The following is a 6,228-nucleotide window of genomic DNA, read 5'->3' as shown; positions in this document are numbered from 1 at the left end:
TGCGCATTCCAGGGATGGTGATCAGGTGTTCCAGGCGATGGTGATCACGGATTCCAGTGATCGTGATCAGGTGCGGAGGTGAACACGGCTGACGGTTTATGTGTGCTGGAAATAGCCTCCTCGTCAAGGTTGGCGGGTTGGTTTGGAGATCGTCCCGGCAGTCCATGGGAGGGCCCCGTGCGCGGCGCGAAGTGCCGCCACGAGCGACGGAGCGACGCGCGCGGGAGGGGCCTGTGGGCCGGCGGGGCGATCGCGCGTGAGGTGCTCACGGTTTTTTCTTTTCGCCGGCCTGACGGCGCAGGCTGTCGCCTTTGAGCTCGATGCGGTGCGCATTGTGAATGATGCGGTCCAATATCGCATCGCCAAGGGTGGGATCGGCAATGACGTCATGCCATTGCGACACGGGGACCTGACTTGTGATCAACAAGGATCCCTTGTCGTAGCGATCATCGACGATCTCAAGCAGATCACGGCGCTGGTCGGCGGTGAGCGGTTCGGGTCCCCAGTCGTCGAGTCACGTTGAGCTCAACGTGACTCGACTTATGTGGAGCGCACAGTGATGTGGAGTTGAGGGCCGATAGTCGGCGCCGGTCCGGTTTTTGACAGCCGCCAACTCCACATAATTTACCTGTAGGTCATAGCCTCTTCAGCCAATCAACGATGTTGATCGGCGCGGAAGAGACGTGCCCGGCACGAGGCGGTGCGAGGATCTCAGGGAACACCTGCATAAGCGCCTGGCGTTTGAGATCGATGTCCGCCCTTGCATAGGTCATGGTTGTGTTCAGCGACGAATGTCCGAGCCATTGACTGATGGTCGCGAAGTCGACTCCCGCCTTCAGGAGAAAGATGGCGGTCGTATGCCGCAAGGAATGCGGATGGATCCGCTTCTCCTGCAGCGCGCGGGTTGCCCTGGCTCCGGCTCCGATGTGCTTCTTGAGCAGGTAACGAACGCCAAAACGGGTCAACTTGTTGCCCTGGCGGTTCACGAACAGCGGAGAGTCGCTGCCCCCTGAACGAGCGACATTGTTCGAGAGCTCTTGCAGAAGCTGTGCGGTTTGGGGCCAAATTGGACATAATCGAGTTTTGCCGCCCTTGCCGTGCAGCCGGACTTGATGAGGAGGATCGGTGCGGATGTCGCACAGCCGCAGATCGAGTATCTCCTGAACGCGGGCACCCGTGTTGAGCATCAGTGCGAATAACGCATAGTCGCGCTTGCCCGGCGGCGTGGAGCGATCGATCGATTTGAGCAACGCTTCGACTTCCTGCGGCTCAAGGTATTCGATCGGCTTGGTACGCGCGCCGCGTTTGAACGGTACGCCTAGCACGCGCTGCAGCTCGGCTAGATAGGCGGGCTGTTCGGTTGCGAGAAAGCGAGCAAACGTATGCAGCGCCGCCAGCCGCGCATTGCGGGTGGCGACGCCATTGTGACGCTCGGCCTCCAGAAAAGCCAGGAAGTCCTGGACCTGCTTCGCCGTGAAATCGACGAGATCGAGATCCTCGATAGGCTTGGCTGTTTGCGACGAAGCAAAACGCAGGAACAGCACGATGGCATCTCGGTAGTTGCGTATGGTGTGTCGGCTGGTGCCCCGGAGCGTCGGTAGATACTCGCGGAAGAACCGCTCGATGCCCTTGCCGAGTTCGTTAGGTCTTTGGGATCTCATGCAGCACCTCCGGTGATGAGGTGGCCGAAGTGCGTCTCGAGCCGATCGCTGGCTGCAGCAGCGAGTTGCGGAATCCAGCGCAGGTAATAGGCAGTCGAAACAATCGAGACATGCCCCATGTACATCGCAAGCTTCGGCAGATTGGATTGGACATCTGCACCTTGCTGGTACCATCGCAACAGCGACCCGACCGCGAAGCTGTGACGAAAATCATGAACCCGCGGGGTTCGTCCGTCGGTGCCGCAAACGTTGGCTGCTCGGAATAGCGCTTGGATTCCTTGCCGCAGGCCGGTACCCGTGTAGCCGCGCACCTGCCCCTTGCTGTTGCAGAGCAAGGGGGAATCCAATGACCGGCTCAGAGGTGGCCGAAGCCGCTTCCTGAGGTACGACCTCAGCTCCCGAGCGGCGTCCGGCGACAACGGGACGGTCCGCGACTTGTGGAACTTCGACGCCCGAATGCGCAAAATGCCGTGGCGCGGATCGACATCGGCCAGTGTAAGGCGCAGCAGTTCGCCCCGACGTAGCCCTGCCGTGTAGAGCAGAACCACGGCAAGCCGCATCACGGCTGGCCGAAGCGGCGAGGTTGAGGTCGGCGCCAAACGATCGGCCGCAGCCAACATCCTGGCGACCTCGGCCGCTCCAAAGATGACCGGCGATGCATACGGACACCGACGTGGGAGGCGGTTGATATCTGGAACGAAGCAAGTTGGCTCGATCCGCCGACGATAGAGACAGAAGTTGCGCACGATACGCTGGCGATTGCGCCGCGTGTTTACAGAGAGATGAGATTGTGACGCGCACCATGCCTCGAAGAGCGTTTGATCGAGGTCGGTAGAGCTGGTCTTCTCAAGAAGTAGACGCAGAGCGTCGATTACGTGCTCCTCATGAACATAGGCGCGCCCGAGTGAACGTTGCCTCCGCAAATAAAGGTCGACCACTTGGTTGAACGCGCTGCCCGGTAATGTCGTACTCATGCGGCGTCCTCCTCAATGCTGATGGTCGCCGTCGGCAGGGAAAGCGCGACCTCTCGGAGGGCTCCGGTCTGCAGCCGGAGATAGACACAGGTGCTCTCCAGAGTACGATGACCCATCAGATCACCGATTACCTTCACGCCGACGCCGCGGTCGAGCAGACGCATCGCAAATGAATGGCGCAGGCAGTAGGAGGATGTACCCTGCAGTGGCAGCCCGCTCTGATGCGCGCGCTTTTGGTAGAGATCGCCGATGGTGTAGTGCGTGAGGGGACCGACCGGGGTGCTGGCGCGGAGGAACAGTTCAGGGCGCGTCCCGCCGGGCCGGCCGCGGCGCAGATAGTGTCTGAGAATCCGCAGCGTTTGGTCGGCCAGAGGAAGGATCAGATCCGATCTGGTTTTGCACTGCTTGACGCGGAGCGTCCTGCTCTCCCAATCGATGGAGGCAAGCATCAGTGTGACGATCTCCGAGGGCCGCAGGCCGTAATGCGCCATCAAATGGAGGATCGCATAGTCGCGCCAGCCAAGCCGGCTCGATCGGTCGATGGAGCGCAGCAGCCGCTGGACGAGCGGCCATGCCAGGGCTCGAGGCGGCAGTTCACCTCGATAGGCGCGCGGCGCGTCAATTACGTCGAGCCGCTGCTGGATCTCGCCCTGGTCGAAGCAAAACCGGAGAAAAGCACGAAGGCGAGCAACAACGTGCTGGAGGGTCTGTCGTTTGATCCGCTGCGCTTCGGTCGTTACGAACCGCTCGACTGCAGCGGCTGATAACGCCTGCAGCGGGGCGTCAGCTGGCAAAGCGTGCGCGAGCAAGCTCTTCACCGTTGCGATGTGCTGTTCCAGGGTCGCGCTGGTAAGGCCACGCACCTCCGATAGATGTCGTCTGTAGCGCTCAAGAAGCAGTGAGAACGGGTCCGGTGCTGGTTCTCTGACGAGCAGTCTTCTCGCGGTGAGAAACCGTTCAACGGCGCATCGGGTGCCTTGCAATGATGCGGAAGAAAATGCTTGCGACAAAAACCTTCCTGAAATGCCGGCACCCCAATCAAGCGGCGCTGAACCCATCCGGTCGAGGGCTTCCTTTAGCCCTCGTACGTGACGGCAGGCTGTGTGTCGGGCGTACCCAGCCGAGATGAGCCAAGTGGCGAAATTTTCCAACAAAGCGCCGTTGGGCGATGCCGAGTAACACGCGTGAACCTTCCGGAATAAGTGTTCGAGCATGGTTGCCCCCTTTTGGATGGTTGGGAGAACCACGCTACCGCTGCCAGTTATGTTGAGTAGGAACGGTCGAGGCTGCTGTTAATAGCGGGGAGATTAATACGGCTCCACATCACTGTGCGCTCCACATAAGTCGAGGATGAGGAGATTGACGCGCTCCAGGGCCGCGATCAGGCGCGCCAGACGGCCTTCGCCGCGCGCCTGGGCGAGATCGGCGAACAGGCGGGATGTTCGCTTGTAGAGGACGGAAAAGCCGTCGCGGCAGGCCTTATTGCCGAGCGCGCAGGCAAGCCAGGACTTGCCGGTGCCGGTTGGGCCGACAATGACCAGGTGGTTGCTGTCACGGATCCATTGACAGGTGACGAGGTTCTGGAAGAGCGAACGATCGAGACCACGGGCGGTGCGATAGTCGACGTTCTCGATGGTGGCGGCTTGACGGAGCTTGGCACTGGTCAAGCGGCGCGTGAGGCGGCGGTTGTCGCGGGCAGTGACCTCGCGATCGACGAGGAGGCCGAGCCAATCGGCGTGCGGCATCTCGGCCGCCTCGGGATTGTTCTGCAGTTCGACGAAGGTATCGGCCATGGCGGCGAGGCCGAGTGCGCGCAAGCGATCGACGGTGGGGTGAATGAGCATGCTGATCTCTCCTGATCAATTGTAATAGCTGCGGCCACGGATGTTGGTGTGGAAGAGGATGGGCGCCTCCTCGGCGGGAGGAGCAGTTCTGTCAGTGCCGTTCTTGAGAATCGCGGCGACCGATTTGTACGAACGGGCGTTGAGCAGGAGGGCCCGGGCACAAGCGGCATCGACGCGTTCCTGGCCATAGCGCTTGACCAGCCCGAGAATGCCGATGGCCGAGCGGAAGCCCTGTTCCGGATGCGGCCGCGACCGCAGGATGACATCGATCAGCGTCTGGGCATCGGGACCGACCTTGGCGGCTTCGGAACGAATGCGCTCATGGGTCCAGTCGCGATAGCGGCGATGTGAGCTCGGCATATGCTCGGGAATCGTGGTCGGGCGATGCGGCAAGGTGCTGCGCAGATGCGACGCCACCCGCTTGCCGCGGAGAAATATCTCGACGGTCTTTTGGGTGATGCGGGCCTCAACCTCCTGATGCACGAGGTTGTGAGGGACGCTGTAGTAATGCTTGGCGATCTCGACGTGATAATCGAGGTTGACCCGGCAGCGCTTCCACTCGGCATACTCGTACGGTTCATCCGGCAAGGGGGTGAGCGCCGGATGATCGAGCTCCTGAAACAGTTCGCGCCGACTTCGTCCCCAGCTCCGGAGAGGTCGATCGTTCAGCTCGACAAGGAGCGCGTAGATTGCCTCGTTGAGGGCGGCGAGCGAGAAGAAGCGGCGGTTGCGCAAGCGCGCCAGAATCCATCGCCCGACGATTTGGACCCCGACTTCGACCTTGGCTTTGTCGCGCGGCCGATATGGCCGCGCTGGAACGATGGCGGTGCGGTAATGGCGGGCGAGATCGGCATAGGTCCGGTTGACCATCGGCTCGTGAAAGCAAGCCCGGGTGATACCGGCCTTCAGATTGTCGCTCACCGTCTGCCGGGCCACGCCGCCGAAATAGGCAAACGCCCGAACGTGCGAGGCGATCCAGTCCGGCAGGCTCTGGCTGAAGCTGGCTTCGGCATAGGTGTAGTTCGAGGCGCCGAGCACGGCGACGAAGATCTGCATGCTGCGCACCTCGCCGCTGAGCCCGTCAATCACCTCCATGGTGTGGCCGGAATAGTCGACGAACAGCTTCTCGCCGGCGACATGGACCTGGCGCAGGGTCGGCTTGAGGCGGCCGGCCCATTCCTTGTAGCGTTCGCAGAACCACGAATAGCTGAAGCCGTCGGAGCTTGCGTCGCAATACTCCTCCCACAACAGCATCAGCGTGACGTTCGGGCGCCGCAGCTCGCGATGCACGAGCGCCCAATCGGGCTGTGGACGCTCGTCGCTGGGCCGATCAGAGGGTGGCGGATACAGGCGGTTCTCGAGCCGGACATCGTCATCCAGCTCCGGCCGCAACGGCCAGGTCAGGCCGGCGCGGCGGGCTCGGTTGAGGTACTTGCTGACCGTGCCCTGGGCCAAGCCCAGGCTGCGGGCAATGGCGCGTTGCGACATGCCGACGCTGTAGTGCAGGCGTAGAACTTCACGAATGTGGCGCATGGACAGTCTCTCGGTCGGCATCTCAATCCTCTGCGGTTAGGCAAAAGACCAAGGTAGCCGGGTTGCAGACTGTCAGCGGTGCGCCTCCCCGTTGCCCCCGATCATGATCGCTGGAAATAGCGATCATGATCGGCTGGAAATGGTGATCACGATGTTCTGGAATGGGTGATCACGATGGCCTGGAATCGGTGATCACGATCGGCTGGAACGCGCACC

General features: G+C 61.5%; 5 protein-coding genes and 1 pseudogene. All 6 read right to left on the bottom strand.

What is annotated here, in order from left to right:
* Positions 1-265: 265 nt before the first annotated feature.
* A pseudogene (locus tag CQ13_RS40555) lies at positions 266-514 on the bottom strand (ATP-binding protein); the annotation flags it as partial.
* 121 nt (positions 515-635) lie between these two features.
* Positions 636-1,661, bottom strand: a complete 1,026-nt coding sequence (locus CQ13_RS06075) for a tyrosine-type recombinase/integrase (protein ID WP_057842108.1) — start codon at positions 1,659-1,661, stop codon at positions 636-638.
* The gene (locus tag CQ13_RS06070) at positions 1,658-2,599 is read right to left on the bottom strand and encodes a tyrosine-type recombinase/integrase (protein ID WP_245309048.1); all 942 of its coding nucleotides are present in this window, start codon (positions 2,597-2,599) and stop codon (positions 1,658-1,660) included. Before CQ13_RS06070 ends, CQ13_RS06075 begins: the two co-directional genes overlap by 4 nt.
* 32 nt (positions 2,600-2,631) lie before the next feature.
* On the bottom strand, positions 2,632-3,693 hold the full coding sequence (locus CQ13_RS06065) for a tyrosine-type recombinase/integrase (RefSeq protein WP_197427253.1): 1,062 nt from the start codon (positions 3,691-3,693) through the stop codon (positions 2,632-2,634).
* Positions 3,694-3,942: 249 nt separating this feature from the next.
* Positions 3,943-4,479, bottom strand: coding sequence for an ATP-binding protein (locus tag CQ13_RS06060; protein WP_245309047.1), 537 nt, complete (start codon positions 4,477-4,479; stop codon positions 3,943-3,945).
* A 15-nt stretch (positions 4,480-4,494) separates the two neighbouring features.
* Positions 4,495-6,033, bottom strand: a complete 1,539-nt coding sequence (gene istA, locus CQ13_RS06055; RefSeq protein ID WP_057842105.1) for an IS21 family transposase — start codon at positions 6,031-6,033, stop codon at positions 4,495-4,497.
* Positions 6,034-6,228 lie beyond the last annotated feature (195 nt).

It is taken from the genome of Bradyrhizobium retamae, from assembly GCF_001440415.1.
Lineage (GTDB): Bacteria > Pseudomonadota > Alphaproteobacteria > Rhizobiales > Xanthobacteraceae > Bradyrhizobium > Bradyrhizobium retamae.
This window is presented reverse-complemented; position numbering and strand designations above follow the sequence as displayed.